Source organism: Micrococcales bacterium, from assembly GCA_009784895.1.
GTDB lineage: Bacteria > Actinomycetota > Actinomycetes > Actinomycetales > WQXJ01 > WQXJ01.
On the sequence record WQXJ01000006.1, the window covers coordinates 37280 to 61412 of the forward strand.

The 24133-nt window shown below is 63.5% G+C and carries 20 protein-coding genes; 17 read left to right on the forward strand and 3 right to left on the reverse strand.

Going from position 1 to position 24133, the window contains the following annotated elements; translation table 11 throughout:
* Positions 1-72: 72 nt before the first annotated feature.
* Positions 73-1383 carry a histidinol dehydrogenase gene (gene hisD / locus FWD29_02085; protein ID MCL2802734.1) on the forward strand — a complete coding sequence of 437 codons (1311 nt, stop codon included), beginning with the start codon at positions 73-75 and terminating at the stop codon, positions 1381-1383.
* 32 nt (positions 1384-1415) lie between these two features.
* Here hisD and guaB read toward each other — a convergent pair whose 3' ends face one another.
* Positions 1416-2864, reverse strand: a complete 1449-nt coding sequence (guaB, locus tag FWD29_02090; GenBank protein ID MCL2802735.1) for an IMP dehydrogenase — start codon at positions 2862-2864, stop codon at positions 1416-1418.
* A 155-nt stretch (positions 2865-3019) separates the two neighbouring features.
* Between guaB and FWD29_02095 the strand changes: the two genes are divergently transcribed.
* The 8 genes from FWD29_02095 to FWD29_02130 all read left to right on the forward strand — a co-directional run bounded on the left by FWD29_02095 (position 3020) and on the right by FWD29_02130 (position 10022).
* The gene (locus tag FWD29_02095; protein ID MCL2802736.1) at positions 3020-4012 is read left to right on the forward strand and encodes an AAA family ATPase; all 993 of its coding nucleotides are present in this window, start codon (positions 3020-3022) and stop codon (positions 4010-4012) included.
* A gap of 17 nt (positions 4013-4029) precedes the next feature.
* On the forward strand, positions 4030-4899 hold the full coding sequence (locus tag FWD29_02100) for a DUF58 domain-containing protein (protein ID MCL2802737.1): 870 nt from the start codon (positions 4030-4032) through the stop codon (positions 4897-4899).
* Complete coding sequence (locus FWD29_02105; GenBank protein ID MCL2802738.1) at positions 4886-5380, forward strand: hypothetical protein; 495 nt, start codon at positions 4886-4888, stop codon at positions 5378-5380. Before FWD29_02100 ends, FWD29_02105 begins: the two co-directional genes overlap by 14 nt.
* Complete coding sequence (locus tag FWD29_02110; GenBank protein MCL2802739.1) at positions 5371-6384, forward strand: VWA domain-containing protein; 1014 nt, start codon at positions 5371-5373, stop codon at positions 6382-6384. Before FWD29_02105 ends, FWD29_02110 begins: the two co-directional genes overlap by 10 nt.
* Positions 6377-7363, forward strand: a complete 987-nt coding sequence (locus FWD29_02115) for a VWA domain-containing protein (protein ID MCL2802740.1) — start codon at positions 6377-6379, stop codon at positions 7361-7363. Before FWD29_02110 ends, FWD29_02115 begins: the two co-directional genes overlap by 8 nt.
* Positions 7360-8142 (forward strand): hypothetical protein, encoded by a 783-nt coding sequence (locus tag FWD29_02120; protein ID MCL2802741.1) that lies wholly within the window; start codon positions 7360-7362, stop codon positions 8140-8142. The genes FWD29_02115 and FWD29_02120 overlap by 4 nt, the downstream gene beginning before the upstream one ends.
* A gap of 284 nt (positions 8143-8426) precedes the next feature.
* Positions 8427-9413 carry a Gfo/Idh/MocA family oxidoreductase gene (locus FWD29_02125; protein ID MCL2802742.1) on the forward strand — a complete coding sequence of 329 codons (987 nt, stop codon included), beginning with the start codon at positions 8427-8429 and terminating at the stop codon, positions 9411-9413.
* 132 nt (positions 9414-9545) lie between these two features.
* Positions 9546-10022, forward strand: coding sequence for a VTT domain-containing protein (locus FWD29_02130; protein MCL2802743.1), 477 nt, complete (start codon positions 9546-9548; stop codon positions 10020-10022).
* A 238-nt stretch (positions 10023-10260) separates the two neighbouring features.
* Here the strand turns inward: FWD29_02130 and FWD29_02135 are convergent, their stop codons facing one another.
* The gene (locus FWD29_02135; protein MCL2802744.1) at positions 10261-11421 is read right to left on the reverse strand and encodes a glycerate kinase; all 1161 of its coding nucleotides are present in this window, start codon (positions 11419-11421) and stop codon (positions 10261-10263) included.
* 250 nt (positions 11422-11671) lie between these two features.
* On the opposite strand from FWD29_02135, the gene FWD29_02140 reads away from it, so the two are divergent.
* Both FWD29_02140 and FWD29_02145 read left to right on the forward strand, forming a co-directional pair.
* Positions 11672-12505 (forward strand): aminoglycoside 6-adenylyltransferase, encoded by an 834-nt coding sequence (locus tag FWD29_02140; GenBank protein ID MCL2802745.1) that lies wholly within the window; start codon positions 11672-11674, stop codon positions 12503-12505.
* 169 nt (positions 12506-12674) lie between these two features.
* Positions 12675-15317, forward strand: coding sequence for a hypothetical protein (locus FWD29_02145; GenBank protein ID MCL2802746.1), 2643 nt, complete (start codon positions 12675-12677; stop codon positions 15315-15317).
* A 152-nt stretch (positions 15318-15469) separates the two neighbouring features.
* Here the strand turns inward: FWD29_02145 and FWD29_02150 are convergent, their stop codons facing one another.
* Positions 15470-15790, reverse strand: coding sequence for an N-acetyltransferase (locus FWD29_02150; GenBank protein MCL2802747.1), 321 nt, complete (start codon positions 15788-15790; stop codon positions 15470-15472).
* 167 nt (positions 15791-15957) lie between these two features.
* On the opposite strand from FWD29_02150, the gene FWD29_02155 reads away from it, so the two are divergent.
* The 6 genes from FWD29_02155 to leuS all read left to right on the forward strand — a co-directional run.
* A complete protein-coding gene (locus tag FWD29_02155) occupies positions 15958-16317 on the forward strand; it encodes a hypothetical protein (GenBank protein ID MCL2802748.1) in 360 nt (119 codons plus the stop codon).
* A gap of 170 nt (positions 16318-16487) precedes the next feature.
* A complete protein-coding gene (locus FWD29_02160; GenBank protein ID MCL2802749.1) occupies positions 16488-17666 on the forward strand; it encodes a hypothetical protein in 1179 nt (392 codons plus the stop codon).
* A complete protein-coding gene (locus FWD29_02165) occupies positions 17659-18513 on the forward strand; it encodes a response regulator transcription factor (GenBank protein ID MCL2802750.1) in 855 nt (284 codons plus the stop codon). Before FWD29_02160 ends, FWD29_02165 begins: the two co-directional genes overlap by 8 nt.
* On the forward strand, positions 18510-19400 hold the full coding sequence (gluQRS, locus tag FWD29_02170) for a tRNA glutamyl-Q(34) synthetase GluQRS (protein MCL2802751.1): 891 nt from the start codon (positions 18510-18512) through the stop codon (positions 19398-19400). The genes FWD29_02165 and gluQRS overlap by 4 nt, the downstream gene beginning before the upstream one ends.
* A complete protein-coding gene (locus FWD29_02175; protein MCL2802752.1) occupies positions 19397-21058 on the forward strand; it encodes a metallophosphoesterase in 1662 nt (553 codons plus the stop codon). Before gluQRS ends, FWD29_02175 begins: the two co-directional genes overlap by 4 nt.
* 350 nt (positions 21059-21408) lie before the next feature.
* A partial coding sequence (gene leuS / locus FWD29_02180; protein ID MCL2802753.1) for a leucine--tRNA ligase occupies positions 21409-24133 on the forward strand: 2725 nt, incomplete at its 3' end.

Consider the following 24133-nt stretch of genomic DNA (forward strand, 5'->3'; position numbering starts at 1 on the left):
GGGAATGGAGGTGTGGGCTGCGTCTTTGGTGCGTCGCCACAGGGGTGTGTGGGGCGGCCTAGACTGGGCGGCGTGATGAGAAGAATCGATCTGCGTGGGGTCGGATTGACGCCGGAGGTGTTGGCCCAGGCCTTGCCGCGGGCCGAAGTCGACGTCGAGGCAGTTCTAGACCAAGTGCGGCCCTTGATGGCAGAAGTGGCGCAGCGCGGCCAGGCGGCCCTGATCGAGCAAGCTGAGCGCTTTGACGGCGTTGTCCCGCCAACGATCGAGATCTCAGCCGAGCGCTGCCAGGCAGCCCTGGATCGGCTTGACCGGGGGGTCAGGCGCGGTCTCGAGGTCGCCATCGAACGCACCAGGGTGGTCCACCGAGCCCAAATCCCGCCGGACCTGGAAGTCGAGCTGGCTGACGGGGCCAAGGTGGCTCAGCGCTGGATTCCGGTCGAACGGGTTGGACTGTACGTGCCTGGGGGTCTGGCGGTATACCCCAGCTCGGTGGTTATGAACGTGGTGCCAGCCCAGGAGGCTGGCGTTGGCCATTTGGCGGTCGCCAGCCCGGCCCAGGCGGACCACGGCGGACTGCCGCATCCGACCATCTTGGCTGCCTGCGCCATGCTCGGAGTTGACCAGGTCTTGGCGGCTGGTGGCGCCGGCGCCATCGCCATGTTTGCCTATGGCATTGCCGGCCTGGTCCAACCGGTTGATGTTGTCACTGGCCCGGGCAATATCTGGGTGGCTGCGGCAAAACGCCTAGCCCTGGGTGTGGTCGGTATCGACGCCGAGGCCGGTCCCACCGAAATCGCCATAGTTGCCGATGGCAGCGCTAACCCGGACCACATTGCGGCCGACCTGGTGGGCCAGGCCGAGCACGACCCGTTGGCGGCTTCAGTGCTAATCACAACCAGTCCCAGACTGGCCGATGAAGTTGATCAGTTGACCGAGGCCAGGAGCCAGGCCACCAAGCACGCCGCCAGGGTGAACCAGGCCCTGACCGGGCCGCAATCAGGTTTGGTCATAGTCAGCGACATGGACGCGGCAGTTGAGGCGGCCAACCGCTATGCCGCCGAACACCTCGAAATCCAGACCGCCAACGCCAGCCAGCTGGCCGAGCGAATTCATTCGGCCGGCGCCATTTTCGTGGGCGCTCACACCCCGGTACCGCTCGGGGACTACCTGGCCGGATCCAATCACGTCCTGCCAACCGGTGGCACTGCCCGGTTTGCCAGTGGCCTGGGTGTAACCTCCTTTCTCAAGTCGGTCCAACAAGTCACCTACAGCCAAGCCGCCCTACAGCAAGTCGCAGCTCATATTGAAGCCTTGGCCAAGGCCGAGGATCTTCCGGCCCACGGCGAGGCGGTTGGGGCAAGGCTGAAGGACAACAGCTAGTACCGGCGCGCCCCTGGGGGCGCGCCAGCCAGTCAGTGGCTCTTGTGGTAGTTGGGAGCCTCGACCACCATTTCGATGTCATGCGGGTGAGACTCTTTGAGACCGGCCGCGGTGATGCGGATGAATTGGCCTTTGTCTTTGAGCTCGGCGATCGAACGGGCGCCAACGTAGAACATCGATTGGTGCAGCCCACCAACCAGCTGGCCGGCGACGGCACTGAGCGGCCCGCGGTAGGGCACTTGACCCTCGATGCCCTCAGGCACCAAATCGTCGTCGGAGGCGACATCGGCCTGGAAGTAGCGGTCCCTCGAATATGACCGTTGGCCGCGTGAGGCCATTGCCCCGAGCGAGCCCATGCCGCGGTAATGCTTGAACTGTTTGCCCCGGACAAACACCAATTCGCCCGGCGATTCATCGCAGCCGCCCAGCAGCGAACCCAGCATTACCGTCGAGGCCCCGGCGACCAAAGCCTTGGCGATGTCACCGGAGTACTGGACACCGCCATCGGCGATAACCGGCACGCCAGCCGGCTGGCAAGCCTTGGCAGCCTCATTGATGGCCGTCAACTGGGGCACGCCCACGCCGGCCACCACCCGCGTGGTGCAAATCGAACCGGGCCCAATACCGACTTTGACACCGTCCGCACCGGCTTCGACCAGGGCCTGGGCGCCGGCCCGGGTGCCAACGTTGCCGCCAACAATGTCAACCCCGCGGGTGGCCGGGTCGGCCTTGAGCCGGGCGACCACATCAAGCAGGGCCTGAGTGTGGCCGTGGGCGGTATCCACCACCAGCAAATCGACCCCGGCCTCGATCAAGGCCTGGGCCCGTTCCATGGCGTCGCCAAAAAACCCCATGGCGGCGCCAACTCGCAGCCGGCCGTCTGCGTCCTTGGCGGCGTTGGGATACTGCTGGGCTTTGACGAAATCCTTGACCGTGATCAGGCCTTTGAGACGGCCGTCAGAATCGACGATCGGTAGCTTCTCGATGCGGTGTTTGGCCAGCAGGGCCTCAGCGGCTTCGGGGCTAACCCCAACTGGTGCGGTCACCAGTGGCTGTGGCGTCATAGTTGAGCCCACCGTCCGGCTGGTGTATTCCGACCGGGGCACAAAGCGCAGGTCACGGTTGGTGATGATGCCAACCAGCACGCCGCCGCTATCGAGCACCGGCAAGCCGGAAACACGGTATTGGCCGCATAAGGCATCTAGTTGGTCCAAGGTGGCTTGCGGCGAAACCGTTAGCGGGTCGGAAACCATACCGGATTCTGACCGTTTGACCCGGTCAACCTGGGCGGCTTGGTCGGCGATGGGCAAGTTTCGATGGATCACGCCAAGGCCGCCGTGCCGGGCCATGGCCACGGCCATACGGGCCTCGGTGACAGTGTCCATGGCTGATGAAACCAGCGGCACATGCAGAGAGATATTGCGCGAAACCAAGCAGTCGGTTGACACTTCGGAGGGCATGACATCGCTGTGACCAGGCATCAACAGGACGTCACCAAAGGTCAGGCCTTCGTCGATGGACAACTTGGACCCGGCGGCCGGGCCCTCAACCGAGCGTGGTTCCACGCCCCCAATGCTAGCGCCGCCAAACGGCCCGGCAGTGGAAGGCCAAACAGGCTGGAGGGTATCTTGGGCGCATGGAGCAGGCCCCACGACCAGACGAACTCGCCCGTGCTAGAGCTATGGTTGACCAGGTCACCGGCGCCTTTACCAGCCGCGTGATTGGCCAGGAACGCCTGCGCTGGTCCCTTTTGATCACCATGGTGGCCGGCGGCCACATTCTGGTCGAATCAGTTCCGGGCCTGGCCAAGACCACGGCCGCCAAGACTCTGGCCGCAGCTTTCGACGCTTCCTTCGCCCGGATCCAATGCACCGCTGATCTAATGCCGAGCGATATTGCCGGCACCCAGATCTACGACTACACCAAAGGCAGCTTCAATACGGTGATTGGTCCGGTCAGAGCCAATTTTGTGTTGGTCGACGAGATCAACCGGGCCAACGCCAAAACCCAGTCTGCCCTGCTTGAGGCGATGGAGGAGCGCCAAGTCACCATCGCCGGGGAGAACCATGCCTTGCCTGATCCGTTCATGGTTGTGGCGACCCAAAACCCGATTGAACATGAGGGCACTTTCGAGCTGCCGGAAGCCCAGGTTGACCGCTTCTTGCTGAAAGAGGTCATGACCTACCCCGACCTGATGCAAGAAGTCGCCATCATGGAGCGCATTGAGACGACCGACTACCGCGACGAGGCGGCCGTGCGCACGGCTTTTGGCGCCCAGGACATTGCCTACCTGCAGGCCTTGGCCCGGCGGGTCTACGTCGATAGGGCGATCAAGGACTACATTTCCCGCCTGGTGCTGGCCACCCGTGAGCCGGGCCGGTTCATCGATCCGGTTCTGGCCAATTGGGTCGAGCTGGGCGCCTCACCGCGGGCCTCAATTGGCTTCCTCAAGGCTGGGCGGGCCCTAGCCTTGCTGGTTGGCCGCGACCACGTCCTGCCGGAAGACATCCATTTCCTGGCCAAATCCGTTTTGCGCCATCGGATTTGCTTGACCTACGAGGCGGTGGTCCAAGGCGTTAGTCCTGAACAGGTGATCGACGCGGTCTTTGCCGCCACGCCGACCCCCTAATCGCTATGCAGACAACCATGGATTCGGTCCGGCGTCTCTTCGCCGACCTGGCCAAACGGCCTGTGCGCACGGCCCTGGCCGGAGCCTATGCCTCTGTCTTCATCGGTCGTTCGCTCGACTTCGAAGACTTGCGCGAATATGTGCCAGGTGATGACGTCAAGGCAATCGACTGGAAGGCCACGGCTCGCTCGCCCCGTGTGTTGGTGCGCCGGTCAGTGGCGGAGCGTCGCCACCACCTGGTACTAGTAGTTGACACCGGCCAAGCCATGGTCGCCACTGCCCCAGATGGCCAAGCCAAATCAAATCTGGCTGGAGCCATGGCCGGTGTTTTTGCCCTGCTGGCCCTGGCCCATGGTGACTTGATTTCGGCCTATTGGGGAGATGCCAACCAGCGTTGGTCACTGCCGCCGCGTGGCCGGGCCGCGCACGGTGACCTGCTGTTGAAAAGCCTCAACCTGGCCTGGTCCAACCAGCCCGGCGCCTCAGCCATCGACCAGGTTATGGACAAGGCCACCAAAACGTCTCGCCGGCGGGGCGCGGCGATTGTCATCAGTGACAACACCGGCCTTGGGCCGGGCAGCGAACAGGGCCTTCGCCAACTCCAGCTTCTCCATGAGGTCATGGTGGTCCGAGTGGCAGACCTGGCACCGGCTTCGCCCCTGGCAGCCGGCGCGGTCGACCTGATTGACGGTTTGACTTTTGGTGAGGCTATTCGCGGGGGTCAGGCCGCGGCTGAACAGGCCCTGGCCCTGGATCTGGTGGAAAATCGCGATATGACCGGCAAACTGGCCGCCATGGGCATCGCCACCGTCCGCTTGGCGGCTATGGACGAAGTTTTGTTCAAGGTCATCGAAATCCTCGAAAGGCACCGGCATGTGGCGCGCTGAGGCTGACCTGCCCGGCGCCGTAGTGCCGCCGCTGGGTTACAGCCAGGCCTGGCTGTTTGGCGGCATTGGGCTGGTCTTGGCGACCGGTGTGATGGTGCTGGCGGCCTTCTGGTTGACCCGCCGCCGCCCAGAGCCTCAGGGGGCCCCAGCCAATCAGGCAGCGGCCTCTCCGCCGGCCGATCCAGCCTGGGCGTTGGCCCAGATCGACAGCATTGAACGGGCCTGGAGCGTCCAGCTTTTGTCCTTCCGCCAAGTCCACCACCAGTTGTCTGCTGTGGTCAGGGCTTGTGCCAGCGACCAGTTGGGCCTGCCGGCCAGGCAATTGACCTTGCATGGCTTGGAGTCGGCGGGCAGGCCACAATTGGGCCAGGTGGCTGTGTTGGTGCGGTTTTTGTATCCGGCCCAGTTTGGCCTGAAGGCGGCCAGTACCGTGCCCGATGCCGTCTACCGGGCCCGTCAGGTGGTGGCACAGTGGCTTTGACTTGGCCTTGGTTGTTCTTGGTGGGTTTGGCCGCCATTGTCGTGGCCGGCGTCCTTGGCTACCGGCGTCCCAGCCGGCACCCCAGTCCGGGCCAGGCTGTGCGCCTGGCCGGCGCCGCCAAATACCTCGACCTGCCGGCCGTCAAGGCTGGGATTGATCGCGGGCGGCGCAGCGCCATCGCCACCTTGGTCTTGGCGGCAGTGACAGCCTCCGGGGCCACCTTGGTGGCCGCCCGGCCGGTCGAACGGCAGGACATCACAGCCGAGGTGCGCAACCGTGATGTTGTCTTATGTCTCGATGTCTCAGGCTCAATGGCAGAAACCAACCTTGGCCTAATCGAGGCCTACCTGGCGCTGGTTGAAGGCTTCAGGGGTGAGCGGGTGGCTCTGTCGATTTTCAACGCCCGGTCAGTTACGGTTTTCCCGCTGACAGACGACTACGACTTTATGCGGACCAAATTGGAAGAGGTCAGTAGAATGATCGAAGCCTCGCAGGAGGATTTCATCGGTTCACTTGCTCTACTGGCCACGCTTGATCCGGTTGGCGACTATTCGTCACTTATTCCAGACGGCCTGGCGACCTGTGTCCTAATGTTCGACAAACAAGACGAACAACGCTCGCGGTCGATTGTCTTTGCCACCGACAATGAACTCAACGGCACGCCTTTGGTGACCATGGCCGAGGCCGTGGCCTACGCCAATCAAATGAAAGCCAAGGTCTACGCCATAGACCCGGCCAGCGAAATCTCCAGACTCGAGGCCCGCGAGCTGGAAGAAGCCGCCCTAGCCACCGGTGGGCAGTTTTTCGACGCCTACGATCTGGACACTATCGACGAGGTCATCAGGCGAATCGCGGCTGAGCAGGCCGCACCGATCAAACTGCCGCCGCGCACCGTTGTGACCGACCTCCTGGGCCTGGGGGCCTGGCTGATCGGTCTTGGCACAGTGGCTTTGGTGGTGGTCCTAACCTGGTCAGTGGGCCAGGTCAGGAGGCGGCGTGATTAGCCCTTTGTGGCCGGCGTGGCTGGTCATCACATTGGTCGTTTTGGCTGCCGGGGCCCTGGTCTGGGTAGCCCTGAAGTCGCGCTTGGGTGGACGCTGGATCGAATTGGCACGCCGGGGGGCGATAGTGGCGTTGGCCGGAGTAATTGTGCTAAACCCGCAGTCAACCGCCGGTGTCAAAGCCGATTCGCAAAACCTCGACGTCTTTTTGGTGATCGACAATTCGATTTCCATGACGGCCGAAGACTACAACGGTGATTCGCCTCGCCTGGCCGGTGTGAACCAGGACATCGAAGACCTTTTAGCGGCCCATTCTGGGGCCAGGTTCTCGGTGGTGTGTTTTGCCAATACGGCCAGTGAACGTCTGGGACTAACCACAGACGCTTTGGCCGTGATGTCAGTGGTGGAGACGATCAAGCCGCCGCCAGAACCCTATGCCGGCGGAACCTCGATTGACGCGCCGCTGAAGTTGATGGCGCAAGTTATTGGCCGGGCGGCCGAGGCCAACCCTGGACGCGGCCGCCTGGTCTATTTCTTTTCCGATGGCGAACAAACCCGTGGGGCCAGAGTCAAATCTTTTGGCGAGCTGAAGGATCTGGTCAACGGCGGAGCGGTTTTCGGTTATGGCAGCGAGCAAGGTGGCCGCATGCCTGCCTCTGACGGTCTGGGTGGGCCCTTCACGCTTGACGCCCAAAGGCAGGCCGCCCTTTCCCGCATCGACCAGGCCGCCCTGGCCAAGATCGCTGATGAGGCCGGCTTGGGTTACCACCACCGGACCGAGCCCGGCGGCGTTGACAAGCTGGTGGCAACCGGGTCGTGGACCTCGCTTCCTGGTTCAACAACCGTTCAAGGCAGCCGATCCGTGGCTTGGCCGGCGGCAGTAGTGCTGTTGGGGCTGTGTCTTTGGGAGGTGGCGGCGGCGGCCGGGTGGTGGCGGCGGGCCAACCAACTGGCCCAACGGGCCAAGGTGGTCACTAAATGACCCGGCGCAGACGGCGGCGAGCCCTACTGCTGGTGGCGGCGGCGCCTTTGATGGCGGCGCTTTGGCTAGGTGGGGTCTTCGCCTTAGGGGCACGCGGCGTCGACCGCTTCGAAGCCCAAGTACCGGCCGCAGCCGAACAAGCCTTCTCCCTGGCCTCGAAACTGACGCCGGCCGAGCGGTTCAAAGCGCCATATGGCCAGGGCACGGCCAAGTTGGCACAAGGCCAACTGGCCGCGGCTGAGGCCCTGCTGCGTCAGGCCCTGGAGCTGGTGCCGGCCGGCGAACAGTGCCTGGTTCGGGTCAATTTGTCCCTGGCGATTGAGGCCCAAGGCGACGATGTTCTCAATACCGCCACCAACGCCGTCTTCCAAGCGGCGGTTGACCCGGACACGGTGGTTGGCCCAAATGACTCCCCGGCGCTCAAACGCTACAAAGATGCGCTGGCCGTGTTGCTGGACGGCGACTGCGGCCGTTTATCCCGTCCGGACGCCGCTACCAAGCAAACCGCCGCCTTGGCGATTGACCGTCTCAGGCAAAAGATCAGGCAAGCCGAAAAGGCCAGCTCCCAACCCAGTCCCAGTCCGCAGCCAAGCCCCAGTCCAACCGAACCGCCTGAAGAGGAAGGCGGTCCGTCCGATGACCTGCTGGACCAGCTGAGGGATCGAGAAAGGCAAGGCACTGAGCAGCTTCATCAAGGCCAAGACTTGGATCGTATTTGGGGTTCGGAGGGTGATTTGGGTAGGCGTCCGCCCGGCACCGACCCATCGAGACCTTGGTGAACAGCCTGGTCCCAAGCCCTGACACCCAAGCCCTGACACCCAAACCCTGACACCCAAACCCTGACACCCAAACCCTGACCAGCCCCGAACCTCGACCACACCCCTTTCCGCGAGGTTGAGCCCTGGCATAATTCCCACCGGCCGCACAACTCAGCCACCAGAGCCAGCCCCACAAGTCACCGGGAGCCAACCCCCGACCACTGTCTTTTGCCGCCAGGTTGAGCCCTGGCATAATTCCCACCGACAGTCCACCAATCACCGTTTTCGAACCCAGGGCAGGCGAAATGACAGTTATCCAATGGGGCATTTGGGCTACCGGCTTGATCGCCCAGGATTTCACCAAGGATCTTCAAACCAGTGGGCACAACGTTGCGGCTGTTGGTTCGCGACAGATCGACCGGGCCAGGGCTTTCGCCCAGCAGTTCGACCTGCCCAAGGCCCATGGCAGTTTGGAAGACCTGGTGGCCGACCCGGCGGTCGATGTGGTCTATGTGGCCAGTCCACATCCCTTCCACCTTGAGGCGGCCTTGGCTGCGGTTGAGGCGGGCAAGGCAGTGCTGGTTGAAAAACCTTTCACGCTGACAGGGGAGCAGGCGCGCCAACTGCGGCAGGCCGGCATCGGCCGGGGTGTGGTTGTGATGGAGGCGATGTGGACGCGCTTCTTGCCCCATTACCGCTACCTGCGCCGCCTGGTGGACCAGGGACAAATCGGTGATGTCCTGATGGTGGCGGCGGACCACACCCAATCGCTGCCAACTGAGGCCAGCCATCGCCTCAATGACCTCAAGCTGGGCGGTGGCGCGCTGCTTGACCTTGGCGTCTACCCAATCTCGTTGGCTTATGACTTGTTGGGGCCACCATCCAAAGTGGCGGCCTCGGCCACCTTCAAACCAACCGGCGCTGACGCCCAGGTGGCCACGGTATTTGACCACGCCGACGGCCGGCGGTCCTACACCCTGAGCGCATCGAACGCCCAGGGCGCCAACCGCGCCACCATCATTGGCAGCCAGGGCCGGGTCGAGTTGGAGCGGGTTTGGTACATGCCGACCACTTTGCGCCACTACGACGCAGCTGGTCAACTGGTTGAGACCTGGGACCAGGCGGTAGCCGGCCGCGGTATGCAATTCCAAGCCGAGCACCTTGAACAACTGATGGTCGCCGGCCCAAGCGACTCGCCCATTATGCCCATGGACCAGTCGGTGGCGATTATGGAACTACTTGACCAAATCCGCTCCATCATTGGGCTGAAGTACCCGTCAGAAGGCAACTAACCGGGGCTAGTTGCCGCCTCCCCGGGTAGCCGGCCGGCCAAAACGACCAGGGCCAGGTGCGCAAGGTGACGCGGGGCCGCCTAGGACTGGCCACTGTCGTTGGGTTTTGTTGCCCTCGCCTAGACTAGGTCGATGGTCGACTGGATTATGGCCCAGCACTTCGCTGTGGCCGCCATCACCCTGACGGTGGTGGCCGCTGTCCGGTCACAATGCACCTACTGGCTGGGCCGGGCCGTGCGGTCCGGCGTGGTCAAATCCGCCTGGGCCCAGCGGCTAAGCGCAGACGGTGGCTCCAAAGGCCGGCGTTGGTTGGAGCGGCGAGGCTGGCCCATTATCCCGTTGAGCTTTTTGACTATTGGCCTGCAAACCGCCGTCAACCTGGCCGCCGGCCTGGTCGGTTGGCGCTGGCCGCGCTACACCCTGGCTGCCATTCCTGGTTGGATCGCCTGGGGTGTTATCTACGCCGCCGGCGGCCTGGCCATCTTTGGCGCCCTGATGGCCCTGGCCAAGGATTCGCCGATGCGGGCGGCGGCGATAATCCAGTTGGTGGTCTGCCTGATCGTGGCCGGGCTCTACATTGTCAGCCGGCGCCGGGCGTCTAAGGGCTAAGCCCGCTAGGCCCCACCTCATTTTTTTGCGAGGTTGAGCTTTGGCATACTCCGATTCTGCCGAGGCTCAACCTGGCGGGTGATGGGGCTGGTTAGGGGTGGGTTTGTGCGAGAGCTCAACCTGGCGGGTGATGGAGTTGGTGAGGGCGGGTTTGTGCCAAGGCTCAACCTGGCGGGTGATGGAGTTGGTGAGGGCGGGCTTGTGCGAGAGCTCAACCTGGCGGGTATTGGGGGGCTGGTTAGGGGTGGCGAAGTAGGGCGGCGGCGACAGCTCGTTCGAGGTTGATGGCGGTGTGGCCGATGGCGGCCGCGAGGTTGGGTTCGTTGGCGGAGATGGCCTCGAGGCGGTTAAACGGGCTGGGACCAGCTAGCTGAACCTGGCCCGCGAAAGCCCAAACCTCGGTGTGATGGCGTCTGGCCAGCTCAGCCACACCCCAGGGCGTTTTGCCGCCGGCAGTCTGGGCATCAATCGACCCCTCGCCAGTTAGGACCAGCCTGGCCCCGGCGATCAGTTCTTCTAGGCCAGTGGCTTGGGCCATGACCTCGACTCCGGGCCGGGCTTGGGCACCGAGGCAGGCCATCAGGGCTGCGGCCATACCGCCGGCAGCGCCGGCCCCAGGCGCCATCGCCACCGGCCGGCCGGTGGCGGCTTTCAGCAGCTCAGCCAGGTGGCCGATGGCCTGGTCGAGCCTGGACAGCTCGTCTTCACCAACACCTTTTTGTGGACCAAAGACATAGGTGGCGCCGTGTGGACCAGTTAGGGGGTTGGCCACGTCGCAGGCCAATTCGACCTCGACCTGGCGCCAGCGCGGGTCCAGCCCTGAGCAGTCGACCCGGGCCAAGGTGGTCAGGGCGGCGGCGCCGGGCGGCAGAGGCCGGCCGGCGGCATCGGCCAGGTGCACGCCCAGCTCTTGCAGCAGGCCGGCGCCGCCGTCATTGGTGGCGCTACCACCTAACCCAACTACGATTCTCCCCGGCCTGGCTGGTCGTGTTTTGGCCGGTGAGGCTGGCTTTTCCAGCGTCGGCCTGACCAGGTCAAGCCCGGCTGCCAAGAGCTGGCCGACCCCCCGGCTGCTAGCTCGCATGACATCGCGCTGGCTAGGTGGGATCAGGCCCAAGCCGACCGCCTGGGCCACCTCAACCACGGCCACCTGCCTGGCTGGGGCCCATCCCAAATCGGCCACGATTGGCTGGCCCAGGGCGTTGGTGGCTGGGACCTTGACCGTCTGGCCAGCCCAGGCCGCGGTCAGGAGGCGGCCCAGGCCCTCGCCGCCATCGGACATGGGAACCAGGTGACAACGGGCCTGAGGCCAAGCCGCCAGAACCCCACGCGCCATGGCCGCGGCGACCTTGTCCGCCTCAAGCGCCTCCTTGAACGAATCTGGCGCCACCACGACCACCGGCCCCACCTCGCTACCAGGGTCAGGGGCATCAGGTTTCTGCGTGGTTTGAATGAGGCCTTCGATCCCCTCAGTTTGACACAGACATAGACCGGGCCCAAGACGGCTGGGCCGGCGGCGGACAAGCTCGTCCTGATCGGTTTCCTCGATGTCACCTTGTGCCCGCTGCCTGGTGCGGTATGTTGCTTCTTTGGATGCTCCGACCGGAACCGCCCGCCAATGTCGATTCCCGATCACCCAAGGAGACAGTGTGGCCAACTCGTATGCCGACCTGCGGCGACAGCTTGACGCCCTTGCGCAGGAAAACGATCAGATCGAAGCTCTGGTTATGGTCGGGTCCAGGGCCATTGGCGAGGCCGACCAGGCGGCCGATCTAGACGCCGTGGTGGTGTCGAGTCAAGCCGACGAACTGTTGAACTCGCTGCGCTGGCTGGTACCGCTGGGTCAGATTTGGGCTTACTCCCTGGACAAGGTCATGGGCACTGTGCCGATGTTGTCGCTGCTCTTCGACGATGCCATGGCCCTGGATCTGGTGATAGTGCCGCCGGCGGCCCTGGAGGCGGGTGAGCAGGCCGAGGCCCTCGGCCAGATCCTGGGGCGGGGTCACGCTGTGGTCAAAGACAGTCTTGGCCTAGACCAGAAGCTGGCCAAGATGGCCAGCGAAAAGACCGACCGCCCCCATCAAAAAGAGTTCTCCAACGCGGTCGCCCAATTCTGGATTGACGCGGTTAGGGCGGCCAAATGGTTAGACCGCGGCGAGCTTTGGACGGCCAATCAGGTGATCGAGTGCCGGTTGAAATCCCTGTTGATCCGGATGGCGGCCTGGCGGGCCAAGGCCACCCATGGGCCGGCCTACGACACCTATTGGGATGGCCGGCGGCTGGAGGAGTGGGCCGGGCAGCGAACCTTGGAGGATCTGGCCAGTTGCCCACCTGGATCTGACCCCGATTCGCTGCGTCAAGCCTTATTCAACACGATGGATGTTTTTCGCCTGGCGGCCGTTGAAACTGCCAGCCGTTTTGGCTTGGACTACCCCGAGGCGGCCGACCGAAAAGCCACCGTGTGGGCCCGCACCTGGCCCTAAGGGGCTGGCCGGGTCCTTTGGCCAGGTAAAGCGCCTGTTCTTGGCCCTGCCGATGGTTTCTACCTAGCCGTCCGCAGACTCTTTCACCTGCTAATTGATCTGCCCGTTAGGGTTAGTAATGGCTGGTCGCACATGGGTAGTGCACCGGTTGCACAATATGGGAGGGACAATGAGGACGTGCAGCGTCGCGGCACGGTTTTTGAGTGCCGCCGCTGCTGGCGCCGTTGGTCTTTTTGGCCTGGTCCTGACCTTCGCCGCGCCGGCCGGGGCCCTAGGGGATCCCACCTGTGACATCCAGGCGCAATTCGACTATTACTCGGCTGTGGAATTGACCGGCGGCTGCCAGTCAAGCGAACCAATCGTGGTCAATCACGACCTGACCTTGAGCGGCGACGAGGTCTTTTTCGACGGTGGCCTACGCCTTGAGTCTGGCGCCTCGTTGATGGTCGAGACGGGCATGGAGCTGTACGGGTCGGTTTCGGTCGCCAGCGGCGCCACCCTTTGGCTTTACGGCGGCAATATCACCCTCAATGGCACCCTCATGGTCGAAGAAGGCGCCTTGGTCTTCATCGAATCCACCGGGGATCCCATCACAGTTGGACCAGTCGTTAATGCTGGGGAGTTGTACCTTAGCGGCCTGGTTCAAGTCGGCTCGGTTTCCGGCGGCATCCAGGGCCAGTTGAGCCAGACTTCGATAGTTGGCATCTACGACCCGCTGGCCGGTTCCCTGATTTACTTTGACCCCCCGCCCCCAGGTGCAGCCCAGCCCTATGACGTGGCCAAGGTCGAAGCCAGTGTTGGGCCGGATTTGCTGGGCGAGATCATCGCTTCGACCGCACCAGATGTCTGGCCCAGTGGCCGCCACGAGGCCGACGGCACCATCATCATCTCCCTGAACCAACCGAACCGACCGGCGGCTCCACAACCGCTGGCTGCCGCCCCCATGGCCCCAACTGCCTGGACCGGCTACGACCTTCAGACCGCTTTTGACCAGGCCTTTTCGGGTGATGTAATCGATCTGCCGCCGGCGCCCCTGGTCGTGACAGTGCCCAGTCCTGCGGTCGTGACCGGCCTGGCCGGTGAAGAACGGCGTGTCACCATCACCCTACGAGGTGGCGGGCTGATTCGAGGTGGTCCCGGTTCGATCATCACAGTGCCCGACTGCACGCGGTTGATCCTTGATCACGTCACTGTTGACGGCAACTCCGAAGAATTCCCGGCTTCGACGGCGTCGTTGGGCCCGGCCATAACAGTCGAAGGCGCTCAGTACCGCGGCTGCGGTGGCGGCATTTTGGAGATCCTTGACGGTTCCGTGGTCCAAAACAATGCCGCTGGCGGAGTGTTGAACAATGGCACGCTTTGGCTCGACGGAGACGGGGCCGCCATCCGCTCTAATTGGGTCGACCTGAGCCTGACATCACAGCCGGCTCCGGCCGGCGGCGGTGGCGTCTTCAATAGCCGTGGTGCGGTCTTCTGGCTGATCAACGGGGCCGTCGAATCTAATCAAGCCTTAGGGCGCAGCGGCCAGCAGGCTGTCGGTGGCGGTGTGCTCAATGCCGGCCTGATGCGCTTTGTTGGCGGCTCGGTTTCCTCCAACCAATGTGACGGGCGTGGCGGCGGCGTGGCGGTGGTTCGCCAGGCTGCTGGCCTGACCGGCGGCCAATTTGAAATGGGTGCGACCAACCCGAGGCCTAACCGGGCAACGTCGCTGCCCCGGGTCACCGGCAACACGGCCCGTGATGGCGGCGGCGTCGCCATTGTTGACCACTTCTACCAATCCGACAGCTCGACCGGTGGGCCGCTGGAGTCAAACGGCCACGTCAGGACCGGCGTGGACCCGACTGTGCCGTTCGCCCAGCTGCGCGATGGCATCATCGACGCCAATACCGCCATCCACCGTGGCGGCGCCGTTTGGGCCGGTGATGGGTCGTGGCTGGGCTTTGAGGGGCCTGTCACCATTGGGCGGTCAAACCAGGCTGGTCACAGCGGCGCGGGGGTGGCTGTATCCGAGGCTCACGCCGTCATGATGGCCGCTCCTGTCACCTTCGAAGGTGTCGGTTTTTCGTTCGAGTCGATCGGCTGGGTGCTGCGGATCGACCGGGATCTGACGGCCACCGCCGCCCCGGGACAGGTTGTGATTGACTCCTTGCCCGCCTTCAGCCAGGGCGGCGAGGTTCCGGTGGCATACGCTAACGCGGGTCTCGAATTGGCCCATCAGGCGGCGGTTTTCTCCCTGTCTGAGGGCTTGAACGCCACGGTCGTGGCCGACGAAGTTCGCCCATGGCTGCTGCTGGCGGTAACGGAGCTGAGTCATGACGACCCGGGGCCGCCCCCAACTCCTTCGCCCAGTCCAAGCCCAACTCCTTCACCGACCCCAACTCCTTCACCGACCCCAACTAAACCGCCCTCACCGACCCCAACTAAACCGCCCTCACCGACCCCAGTCGTCCCATTTGAGCAGCCCAGCCAGCCGGAGGTGACTGGCGTGGATCCGGTGGTCGAGGCAGAGACTCCAAGCCAAAGCCCACCAGTTGAAGCCAGCCCTTCGGCATCGGCCTCAGATTCCGCATCGCCCCAGCCCAGCGTCACGCCCTCGGATTCACCCAGCGCCAGCCCCAGCAGCCCATCGACCGGCGGCGGGGAGCCCCCCACCCAGGGGCAAGACGCAGGCCAATCCGACAACCAGGCAGCTCAGGCCACGCCGGCCGCCAAGCAGTCTTTGCGTGGCCTTGGCTTGTCCATGATTGGAGTTGGCGTGGCCGGACTAGTTGGTTTGGTCGGATACCTGGTGCGACGCCCAGGACTGATCTGATAGGGCCAACAGCGCCAAAACAGATACGGCCAGGTCAATGCCCGGCGAAGTTGGGCACTGACCTAGCTCGTAGATCGCCCTAACCCTATAAGGTTGCCTGGCCAGGAATCCGGGACCCTACTGATGACCGCTCGAAGCTACGGCAATCGCCATCAGCGCGGCAGCCCAAAGGACATCCGCCGTTCTGGTGCGACTAGCTCTAGGAACTGGGGATGGGCGGCAATGTAGTCGCGCACAAAGGGACAAAACGGCAAGACTTTCAAACCCAGCTGGTTGGCCCAATCCAGGGCCTGATGAACCAGGCAACTGCCGAGGCCGCGTCCACCAAACCTTGGTGTCACTTCGGTATGTGTCAAGGCCACCACTCCGGGGCGCAGCTGGTACTGGAGTAGGCCAACGGACTTACCGTCGACCGCCATTTCGAACTGACTAGCTGCCGGGTGGTTGACGACTGAGACTCTGGGCTGCTCCATGGAGGCCTCCTCTTCTAGGCTGGAAGATCTTGAGTTTGCCACCTGGACCAACCGGGCCGTTGGCGATAGTTCCCTCGTCCCGAATTGGTTCAGGCGGGACCGCCGGTAGGGTCTGGTCCCACCTATCGGTTATTGTCACCAAATGGCGCGACCTATAGCATTTCTGGGTGGCTAGGCGGATGTTGGCGGCCGTAGGCAACCCAAAGGACTCTTGGAACCGGTTGGCCCGGCGGTCTTTGTCCCTGGCTCGCCCACCATATCTGCCCGGCGAACACGCCGCCTGGTTCATCGCTCAGGACTTAACCGGCCAAGCCCAAAACGGTGGTTGCACCACGGCTGGTCCAAGCCGGCTGGCGGAGCTGACAGCCCAGCGCGGGGCCGGAACGACTTGGCCCCAGGCGAGCCAAAATGGCTCCAGAGCCCGGCGGTTTTACGCCCTTGACGGATTTGGTGCGACTAGAACTAGGCATTTTGTCGATAGTGCCGCCCAAATGGAGGATCATGTGATAATCCGTTCACTAGATTAGATGGTGGGAACACCATCGGTAGGCCAACGGAAGGTGCCGCTGGTAACCAACAACCTGAGGACAAATGTGACTGAACCGATGACCGTGGCCGAGATTCAAGCTTGGCTACATGAGAACCCGCAAGCTCGGGTGTCTGAGTGTCTGGCTGCCTGGACGCCGGGAGACCTAAGGTGAAACCAGTTGTGCTGCCGCACGTCGCCTTCGCCCGCGAATTGCTAGCTGGCGACGCGTCGACCCTCCCATATCCGGTGGTCCGGCGGGCCCAAGTGGCTGCGCTGCCGGCCTCACCGGTGCACAACTCAATCGAGACCCCGGCCTATTTGATGGATCTTGGGCTCAGGCGATGGCGTGACCCCAAGGCGGTTTTCGACGCCACCTTGGCCAAGCGCCCCAGTTTGCAGGAACGCTGGCGGGTCCTGTCCCAGCATCACGACGACGACGTGGTCATGCGGGTCCGCCAGTGGGAGGTGGGCCAGTGCTCGAGCCAAGCCGTGGCCGCTGATCTCGAGTCGTTGGTGCTTTTCACTGGGGACAACGAAGTGGCCAAGACTCTGGCCGGCGCCATCAGTTCTTCTGTGCGCACTATTGACTTCCCACGCCTGGCGGTGGCTTGTGCTGCCGTACTGTCGATTGAACAGCCCAAATCAGCCTCCAAGCTATTGTCTCACGCCTCGACCCTGAGCACTGATCCGGTCTCGAAGTTCCTTTTAGGGCTGCGCCTGGCAGCACTGGTCATCAAGCGCCTGAAGGACCATGAGACCAGCTATGCCGTTCTCAAGCAACTAACCCAACTGGCCGGGGCAGCAGTTGCCAGTCATGTCGTTTCTGATGCCGACGGCCAGGCCATGAGAGCCCTGGTACTGAACCTCCAAGCCCTGATCGAGGTTCAGCAAGACCGCCTAATCGAATCAGTTTCGACTATGTACAAGGCCGGCGCCATTATGCCCGACGACGGTTTTGTCCAGGTCTCATCGGAAATGGCCGACCGCTACCGGGCTCAAGTCAGGGCCAACACTGTCCAGGCCCTGTGGTTATCAGGTGAGGAGTCAAAGGCCGTGGCCTTGGCCAATGAGCACGGCTCGGTTACCCGGCGCGAACACCCCTATTCGCTGACCGAGGCGCTGACCTTGGCTGGCTACTTCAATGAGCTGGCCGGCGGGCACACACTGGCCCTGTCATACTGCCAGGAGGCTGAGCGGTTGTTGGTCCGCGAAGGAGCACCTCACCGGCTGGCCAACTGCCGCCGTATCGCCGTGGCCGCGCTGGCCGGCTGCGACAAGACCTCCCGGGCCGAGAAGCTGGCCCGGGCCCTGGTCAAAGATCCACTCGGGGAGCGGTTCCTTGTCTGAAAAGTCGACGCCGCCGCGTGAGGATCCGCGCACACAGCCTCATGCGGTCATCCATCAGGGCATTTCGGAAGACCAGATGCGCCAGTCCCGCCGGCCCAGAACTTCTTCCCAGCCAACTATCCGCAAGGTGCCGCCCTCGACCCAGCCGGGCCGGCTAGTCCGCACTGCCACTGGTGGTGTGCCCAAGATTGGTCAGGGGTCGATTGCCGCCCGCGGCCAGATCAGGGTGGCCCTGGTCGACCAAGAGACCTTGTTCCGCACCATGGTGACCGAGGCTGTCAACCGTTCTGGCGATTTGCGCGTGGTCGCCTCGCTCGATTCTTGCGCCAAGGCCAGAGTCTTTCTCACCCCGGGTAAGGCCGATCTGCTGGTGGTAGACGTCGAACAACGTGACGGTTCAGGCGCCAACTTGGCGGTCGACCTGCAGCGGGCCGATCCCCGCATGGGTGTGTTGATTATGACCCGCCACGATGTTAGGGCTCTGATCGAGGCGACCAGGCGGCATCTGCGCCGGCCTTGGTCCTACGCTTCGAAACTGTCGCCTATGGGCTCAGGCCAGCTGGTCGCCACCATCAGGCGGGCGGCCCTTGAGCCGCTGGGCGTGGGCGACTCTCACGACCGGCGCGGCGACATCTTTGGCGATCTGACCGGCCAGCAAATGGCCGTGCTGCGCCTAATTGCTGATGGCTACACCAACCAGAAAGTGGCCGAGCACCTGGGTCTATCCCGCCGCACAGTCGAAAACCACCTCCTGGCCATCTACCGTACTTTGGACATCGCTGAAGACGAGGTCAACCCCCGCGTCGCAGCCGTCTTGCTGTATCTGTCGCATACGCTCAAATTGTGACGGGGGGAAACGGCCGCTATGCCCCCAGCCCGTCGAGCGACTTGCACTTAGGCAATCTACGCACGGCGGTGGTCGCCTATGTCGCGGCCAGGGCGACCGGGCGGGGCTTTGTTCTGCGGGTCGAGGACATTGACCAGCGCAGCCGCCCGGACATCGCCCAACGCCAGCTGGCTGATCTGGCCGCCTTGGGACTGGTTTGGGATGCCCCGCCGCTTTACCAGACCGACCGCTCGGCGCTCTACTGCCAGGTGGTGGCGGATTTGGCGGCTAAGGGCCTGGTCTATGAGTGCTTTTGTTCTCGCCGCGAGATCTTGGAGGCACCCAGGGCGCCACACCAGCCGCCCGGCGCCTATCCCGGCACCTGCCGGGATTTGTCCGATGCCGAAAGAAAAGCCAGGCGCAAAACTCGCCCGGGTGCGTGGCGACTGAGGAGCGATCTTGGCCAGGTAACGTTGTTCGACCAGCTTTATGGCTCTTACGCCGCCAAAGTCGATGATTTTGTGCTGATGCGGGCCGATTCAGTGGCCGCCTACAACTTGGCCGTGGTGGTCGACGACGCTGCCCAGAGCGTCAGCCAAGTGGTACGAGGCCAAGACCTCTTGGCCTCAACGCCGCGCCAGGCCTACTTGGCCCAGGTTCTGGGTTTGGAGCAGCCGTCTTATCTGCATGTGCCATTGGTTTTGGCGCGCGACGGCAGCCGGCTGTCAAAACGCGACGCGGCCATGGCTGGCGCCGCCTTGTGGCAAAGCTGGGGCGGCCCGGGCGGCCTGGTAAGCGGCATCGGGCAGTCTCTGGGTCTGCTTGAGGTGGGCGAAGCAGGCGATATTGACACCCTGGTCGCCAGGTTTGATCTGGCTAAGCTGCCTAGGCAGGCTTGGACGCCATGAAGCGGCGGTGGTTGGTGCGGGCTGCGGTTGCCCTGGCTCTGGCCCTGCCGGCGGCCTATGTGGGCGTGATTGGGGCCAAGACGGATTATGCCTTTGGCCCGCATGAAGCTTCCTACCAAGTCACGGTCAATGGGCGGCTAACAGTTGACATGGGGCCGCTGGGAACACTGGTGGCCTCAAGCCCCTTGCCGGCGCCGGTTTCCTTTTTGGGTTTGCGCGTGGTGGTGGGCCAAATCCCAGAGGAGCTAGAAGGCATCGAGGCCGGGCCAGAGCCCCTGTTCGAGATGGCCACCCAATACGTCCAAATGTTCACCGGTATGGACACCGTTGTCGAAGAGGTAGCCCGCGGTTTGGCTTTTGACGCAGCCAAACGCTTCGCCATCATTTGGCTTGGGTTGTTGCTGGTTTGGCTGGCGCTGGCCTGGGTCTTGGGCTCCTCCCGGCGGGCCGATCTGCGCTTTTGGTGGGGGCGCCGGCGAATCTTGGCCGCCGTGGTGGCCTTGGCGGTGGTGGTGGTGGCCGTGGGCGAGGAAACCTGGCGTATCAAAGGCCTGGTCAAGGCCGAAGGCACGGTGGTGGGTTCGGCGGTGTTCAAGGACACGGTTTTCGCCGGAGCCCGGGTAACCGGCCGGCTGGGCCAGGCTCTGGACCATTACGGTGCTCAAGCCATCGAAGCCTACGACCAAACCAATGACTTCTACGACCAGGCGGCCACCGCAGCTGAACAGGCTTTGGCCGCCCAACAAGCCAAGGCCGAGTTGCTCGGTCCGCCTGAAAAGCTGGCTGGTGTGGGCCGGCTGACCGGCGGAGGCGCCTACCGTGGACTCAGGCCGGTGGTGGTGGCCAGCGACCTGCACTGCAATGTTGGTATGGCCCGGGTGGTTGGGGCGGTGGCCGCGGCCACCGGTGCGCGCCTGGTGCTCGACGCCGGCGACACCACTATGGACGGCACGGTCGTCGAACAGTATTGCGTTGACTCCTTTGCTGGGGCCATGCCAAGCGGCGTGACCACGGTGGCGGTCGGTGGCAACCACGACACCAACATCACGGCCGAGCAGCAAGCCAAGGCCGGTATCAAGGTGCTAAAGGGCAACACCGTCTCCGTAGACGGCCTGCGGATCCTGGGTGACCTGGACCCGACTCACACCGAGCTGGGACAGGGCACCCGGTCCCGGCGGGCGGAAACCAACCTGCAAATGGGTCTGCGTTTGGCTGAGGATGCCTGCGCTCAAGACCCCCGCCCGCAGGTGTTGTTGGTGCACCAGGCCTCGGCGGCTCGCTCAGCGCTGGAGCAAGGCTGCGTTGACTGGGCTGTTTCCGGGCATATGCACGCCCGGACCGGCCCGGAAGTGGTTGGCCATGGCATTGGTTTTGTGGCCTCATCAACTGGCCGGGACACGCGTGAGGCCACCACTCTTGGCCCCTTGGGCGCCCCGGCCGAGGTGCCTGTTTTGCTGGTCAATTCCTTAGGCCAGCTGGTCGCCTGGCAGCTTGTCACTGTCAACCCTGACGCCACAGTCGACTTGGCGCCGGTTGAGTTGGTGCCACAGCCGCCCGCCCCGGGTCAGTTACCGGCCGATGGCGGTGCCATCGGTTCTGAGCGCGCCTCACCCAACCCCACCAGCCCGGAGGGCACCTTACCCAACCCCAGCCCCTGACCAGCCCATTCCGGTCTCACCGGCCCGGAGGGCACCTCACCCAGCCCCAGCCCCTGACCAGCCCCTCAGCCCGCGAGGTCGAGTTTTCGCACAAACCACCCCTGACCAGCCCCTCAGCCCGCCAGGTCGAGTTTTCGCACAAACCACCCTTGACCAGCCCATCAGTCCGCCAGGTCGAGTCTTCGCATAATCCGACCGGGCTGGGCTAGTAACCTAGTGCGGTGCATGTGACCACACCGGACGAACCTCAATTCCGCTACAACGCCGCCCTGGCCAACCAGATCGAACACAATTGGCAGGACGAATGGGAACGTCGTGGCACCTTTTGGGCCGCCAATCCCAAAGGGCATTTGACTAACGGCGACGGCCAAACAGCGGACTTGGCAGCGAAAAAATACTTTGTGTTGGACATGTTCCCTTACCCCTCGGGCAAGGGTTTGCACGTTGGTCACCCACTGGGTTATATCGCCACCGACGTAGTGGGACGCTACCGCCGCATGTTGGGCCAAAACGTGCTCCACGCCATGGGTTTCGACGCTTTTGGACTGCCGGCTGAGCAGTACGCTCTGCAAACTGGTCAGCACCCCAAGCTAACCACCGACAACAACATCGCCACTATGCGGACCCAGCTGCGCCGGCTCGGTTTGGCCCATGACGCCAGGCGCAGCTTCGCCACCACCGATGAGGACTACGTCCGTTGGACCCAGTGGATCTTCCTGCAGATCTACAACTCTTGGTATGACCCAACCGCCCCACGCCGCGACGGTGGCACCGGCGCGGCCAGGCCGATAAGCGAGTTGGTCGAGGCTTTCGCCAGCGGGAACAGGCCGGTACCCGGAGGCCAGGCTTGGCCTCAGATGTCCGATGCCGCGCGCGAGACAGTCCTAGAGCAGTACCGTTTGGCCTATGTCAGCCAGGCGCCGGTCAACTGGGCTCCAGGCCTGGGCACGGTTCTGGCCAACGAGGAAGTCACAGCAGAGGGCCGCTCAGAACGTGGCAACTTTCCGGTTTTCACTAAGTCGCTGCGCCAGTGGATGATGCGGATCACCGCCTATGCCGAACGCCTGGGTGACGATCTGGACACGGTTGATTGGCCGGACAAAGTCAAGGCCATGCAGCGCAATTGGATTGGCCGCTCAGTTGGTGCCATGGTCAACTTCGACATCGATGGCGGCGAGGAGACCCTGACGGTTTACACCACCCGCCAAGACACCCTCTTTGGCGCCACTTTCATGGTGGTCAGCCCCGAGCACCCGCTACTAGGCCGGGCGGTGCCGGCCGCCTGGCCGGCAGCAACCAAGCCGGTCTGGGCCGGTGGCTACCCCACGCCCAAGGCGGCGGTTGAGGCCTACCGGAGAGCGGCATCGGGCAAAACGGCAGCTGAACGAGTGGCCGAGGGGCGGGAAAAAACGGGTGTCTTCACCGGCCTGTTTGCCACAAACCCGGTCAACGATCAACCCATTCCAGTCTTCACGGCCGATTACGTGCTAATGGACTACGGCACCGGCGCCATCATGGCGGTGCCGGCCGAGGACCAGCGCGATTGGGACTTTGCCCAGGCTTTCGACCTGCCGATTGTGCGCACGGTGGCGCCTCCGGAAGGCTGGCAGGGCGACGCCTATGTCGGCGAGGGCGCCACGATTAACTCAGCCAACGACACGGTCTCGCTGAACGGCCTGCCCATGGCCGAGGCCAAGGTGGTTATCACCGAGTGGTTGACGGCCAGAGGTAGGGGGCACGAGGCCGTCACCTACCGGTTGCGGGACTGGTTGTTCTCCCGTCAGCGCTATTGGGGCGAACCGTTCCCCGTGGTTTATGACCAAAACGATGTGCCAGTGGCCCTGCCTGAGTCGATGTTGCCGGTGTCGTTGCCGGCCGTCGACGATTTCCGCCCCCGGACCTTTGCGGCCGATGACGTCGATTCAACCCCAGAAACACCCTTGGCACGTAACCAGGATTGGGTCAACGTGACGCTGGATCTGGGTTCTGGGCCGCAGGTCTATCGCCGTGACACCAACACCATGCCCAATTGGGCCGGATCCTGCTGGTATTACCTGCGCTACCTCGATCCCGATTTCGAAGGCGGCATGGTCGATCCAGTGGCAGAGGACTACTGGCTGGCTCCCAGGGCGGCTGGGGATGTGGCCGGCGGGGTCGACCTGTATGTGGGTGGGGTGGAGCACGCCGTCTTGCACCTGCTTTATGCCCGCTTTTGGCACAAGGTTTTGTACGACCTGGGTCATGTCTCTGGTACAGAACCGTTTCACCAGCTGTTTAACCAGGGCTACCTCCAGGCCCACGCCTACACCGACGCCCGTGGCCAGTATGTGCCGGCTGAAGAAGTAGTTGAGGGGCCCGATGGCGCCTATACCTGGCAGGGCCAGACCGTCACCCAGGAGTACGGCAAAATCGGTAAGTCCCTGAAGAACGTGGTCACGTCGGATGAGATGTACAACTTGTACGGCGCGGATACCTTCCGGGTGTACGAAATGTCAATGGGCCCGTTGGATGTGTCGCGACCTTGGGAAACGCGGGCCGTGGTTGGCTCCTACCGCTTCCTCCAGCGCCTGTGGCGTAACGCCATTGACGAGTCGACTGGCCAAGCCCGGGTTGATGACGGCCCGGCTGGTTTGGAGACCCTGAAGGTGATGCATGCGGCCATCGACGAGGTTCGCCGCGAAATGGCGGCCATGCGCTTCAACACAGCTATTGCCCGGATGATCGTTCTGAACAACCACCTAACCTCGCTTCTGGTGCCGCCGCGCGAAGCGGTCGAGGCCCTCGTGCTGATGGTGGCGCCGGTGGCGCCACATATTGCCGAGGAGCTGTGGCAGCGTCTGGGACATGAGTCATCACTGGCGCATGAGCCCTTCCCGGTGGCCGACCCGGCCTATCTGGTTCAAGAGACAGTCACTTGCGTGGTCCAGATCATGGGCAAGGTCCGGGCTCGTCTGGAGGTCTCGCCGCAGATTTCGGCCTCCGATCTTCAGGCCATTGTCCTGGCCGACGGCGAGGTCCAGCGCCTAGTCGCGGGCCGGGACATCCGGCGGGTGATTGTCCGTCCGCCCGGCCTGG

Bases quoted from the DNA above. Each gene is read 5' to 3' on its own strand.
- guaB (MCL2802735.1), bottom strand. From the start codon at position 2,864: ATGCCTGGTCACAGCGATGTCATGCCCTCCGAAGTGTCAACCGACTGC.
- FWD29_02095 (MCL2802736.1), top strand. From the start codon at position 3,020: ATGGAGCAGGCCCCACGACCAGACGAACTCGCCCGTGCTAGAGCTATG.
- FWD29_02100 (MCL2802737.1), top strand. From the start codon at position 4,030: ATGGATTCGGTCCGGCGTCTCTTCGCCGACCTGGCCAAACGGCCTGTG.
- FWD29_02105 (MCL2802738.1), top strand. From the start codon at position 4,886: ATGTGGCGCGCTGAGGCTGACCTGCCCGGCGCCGTAGTGCCGCCGCTG.
- FWD29_02120 (MCL2802741.1), top strand. From the start codon at position 7,360: ATGACCCGGCGCAGACGGCGGCGAGCCCTACTGCTGGTGGCGGCGGCG.
- FWD29_02125 (MCL2802742.1), top strand. From the start codon at position 8,427: ATGACAGTTATCCAATGGGGCATTTGGGCTACCGGCTTGATCGCCCAG.
- FWD29_02130 (MCL2802743.1), top strand. From the start codon at position 9,546: ATGGTCGACTGGATTATGGCCCAGCACTTCGCTGTGGCCGCCATCACC.
- FWD29_02145 (MCL2802746.1), top strand. From the start codon at position 12,675: ATGAGGACGTGCAGCGTCGCGGCACGGTTTTTGAGTGCCGCCGCTGCT.
- FWD29_02150 (MCL2802747.1), bottom strand. From the start codon at position 15,790: ATGGAGCAGCCCAGAGTCTCAGTCGTCAACCACCCGGCAGCTAGTCAG.
- FWD29_02175 (MCL2802752.1), top strand. From the start codon at position 19,397: ATGAAGCGGCGGTGGTTGGTGCGGGCTGCGGTTGCCCTGGCTCTGGCC.